Origin of the sequence: Clostridium sp. ZBS2, from assembly GCF_023845855.1 — a bacterium.
Taxonomy (GTDB): domain Bacteria; phylum Bacillota; class Clostridia; order Clostridiales; family Clostridiaceae; genus Clostridium; species Clostridium aquiflavi.
On the sequence record NZ_JAMQIF010000166.1, the window covers coordinates 1 to 270 of the forward strand.

The 270-nt window shown below is 42.2% G+C and carries 1 protein-coding gene; it reads right to left on the bottom strand.

Annotated elements, in window-relative coordinates:
* Window positions 1-23 precede the first annotated feature (23 nt).
* On the bottom strand, window positions 24-270 hold a 247-nt coding region (locus tag NG918_RS16815), incomplete at its 5' end, for a hypothetical protein (protein ID WP_252227197.1).

The following is a 270-nucleotide window of genomic DNA, read 5'->3' on the forward strand; positions in this document are numbered from 1 at the left end:
TCATTACCATTCCGACTTGTGCTTTAATCTTCAAGCCAATCTACCTCCTTCAGTTTGCGAATTACAACGTTTAAATCGCGCTGGTTCCCAGTCGGACCATAATAGTTAAATCCATAACTTAATTGACCGTATCCACCAATCATATGTGTCGGTTTTACGTGAATTCGAGTTGGACTATTATGTGTTCCCCCGCGGTTACTTGTTAATTTCGTACCAGGTACGTTAATGTGACGATCTTGCGCATGGTGCATAAATGCCATTCCTCTCGGT